General features: G+C 51.1%; 1 rRNA gene. It reads right to left on the reverse strand.

Annotation, left to right across the window (positions count from 1 at the left end):
- A 23S ribosomal RNA gene (locus AB0I77_RS53180) occupies window positions 1–2401 on the reverse strand; the annotation flags it as partial.
- Window positions 2402–2500 lie beyond the last annotated feature (99 nt).

The following is a 2500-nucleotide window of genomic DNA, read 5'->3' on the forward strand; positions in this document are numbered from 1 at the left end:
CCATGCTCGAATTGTTGGTCTCGCAGTCAAGCTCCCTTGTGCCTTTACACTCTACGAATGATTTCCAACCATTCTGAGGGAACCTTTGGGCGCCTCCGTTACCTTTTAGGAGGCGACCGCCCCAGTCAAACTGTCCGCCTGACACTGTCTCCTGCCCCGCTAAGGGGCATGGGTTAGAATTTCAATACAACCAGGGTAGTATCCCACCGACGCCTCCTTCGAAGCTGGCGCTCCGAGATCTCTGGCTCCTACCTATCCTGTACAAGTTGTACCAAAATTCAATATCAGGCTACAGTAAAGCTCCACGGGGTCTTTCCGTCCTGTCGCGGGTAACCTGCATCTTCACAGGTACTATAATTTCACCGAGTCTCTCGTTGAGACAGTGCCCAGATCGTTACGCCTTTCGTGCGGGTCGGAACTTACCCGACAAGGAATTTCGCTACCTTAGGACCGTTATAGTTACGGCCGCCGTTTACTGGGGCTTCAATTCGCAGCTTCGCTTGCGCTAACCACTCCTCTTAACCTTCCAGCACCGGGCAGGCGTCAGCCCCTATACGTCACCTTACGGTTTTGCAGAGACCTGTGTTTTTGCTAAACAGTCGCCTGGGCCTATTCACTGCGGCTCTCATGCGCTTGCACGCTCAAGAGCACCCCTTCTCCCGAAGTTACGGGGTCATTTTGCCGAGTTCCTTAACGAGAGTTCTCTCGCACACCTTAGGATTCTCTCCTCGACTACCTGTGTCGGTTTGCGGTACGGGCACCTCTCACCTCGATAGAGGCTTTTCTTGGCAGTGTGAAATCAGGAACTTCGTCCATACGGACTCGCCATCACAGCTCAACGTTACAGTGTGCGGATTTGCCTACACACACGCCTTACTGCTTGGACGCGCATAACCAACAGCGCGCTTACCCTATCCTACTGCGTCCCCCCATTTCTCAAACGGTGAGGAGGTGGTACAGGAATATCAACCTGTTGTCCATCGCCTACGCCTATCGGCCTCGGCTTAGGTCCCGACTAACCCTGAGCGGACGAGCCTTCCTCAGGAAACCTTAGTCATACGGTGGACGGGATTCTCACCCGTCTTTCGCTACTCATACCGGCATTCTCACTTCTAAGCGCTCCACCAGTCCTTCCGGTCTGACTTCAACGCACTTAGAACGCTCTCCTACCACTGACATCGTAGATGTCAATCCACAGCTTCGGTGAATCGTTTAGCCCCGATACATTTTCGGCGCAGCGTCACTCGACCAGTGAGCTATTACGCACTCTTTAAATGATGGCTGCTTCTAAGCCAACATCCTAGTTGTCTGGGCAACGCCACATCCTTTTCCACTTAACATATATTTTGGGACCTTAGCTGGTGGTCTGGGCTGTTTCCCTTTTGACTACGGATCTTATCACTCGCAGTCTGACTCCCGTGTATAAATATCTGGCATTCGGAGTTTGTCTGAATTCGGTAAACCGGGATGGCCCCCTAGTCCAAACAGTGCTCTACCTCCAGTATTCTCATCACGAGGCTAGCCCTAAAGCTATTTCGGAGAGAACCAGCTATCTCCAAGTTCGATTGGAATTTCTCCGCTACCCACACCTCATCCCCGCACTTTTCAACGTGCGTGGGTTCGGGCCTCCAGTAAGTGTTACCTTACCTTCACCCTGGACATGGGTAGATCACCTGGTTTCGGGTCTACGACCACGTACTAATTCGCCCTATTCAGACTCGCTTTCGCTGCGGCTCCGCCTTCTAAAGCTTAACCTCGCACGTAATCGTAACTCGCCGGTTCATTCTACAAAAGGCACGCTATCACCCATTAACGGGCTCTAACTACTTGTAGGCACACGGTTTCAGGATCTCTTTCACTCCCCTTCCGGGGTGCTTTTCACCTTTCCCTCACGGTACTGGTTCACTATCGGTCACTAGGTAGTATTTAGCCTTGGGAGATGGTCCTCCCGGATTCCGACGGAATTTCACGTGTTCCGCCGTACTCAGGATCCACTCAGGAGGGAACGAACTTTCGACTACAGGGCTTTTACCTGCTCTGGCGGACCTTTCCAAGTCGCTTCATCTAACTCGCTCTTTTGTAACTCCGTATTGAGTGTCCTACAACCCCAAGAGGCAAGCCTCTTGGTTTGGGCTCTTCCCGTTTCGCTCGCCGCTACTCAGGGAATCGATTTTTCTTTCTCTTCCTCCAGGTACTTAGATGTTTCAGTTCCCTGGGTCTGCCTTCAAGACGCTATGTATTCACGTCAAGATACTACGCGATTAAACGTAGTGGGTTCCCCCATTCGGAAATCTCCGGATCAAAGCTCACTTACAGCTCCCCGAAGCATATCGGTGTTAGTGCCGTCCTTCTTCGGCTCCTAGTGCCAAGGCATTCGCCGTGCGCCCTTAATAACTTAACCTATCAGCTTCCAATACACATCACATTTAACTGCTCGTGTCTTGAAACCTTTTAATGTTATTAAGCCTATAAAAAACTTAAAAAAATAAATGTGTTTGTT

It is taken from the genome of Streptomyces sp. NPDC050619 (assembly GCF_040654815.1).
Classification (GTDB): Bacteria; Actinomycetota; Actinomycetes; order Streptomycetales; family Streptomycetaceae; genus Streptomyces.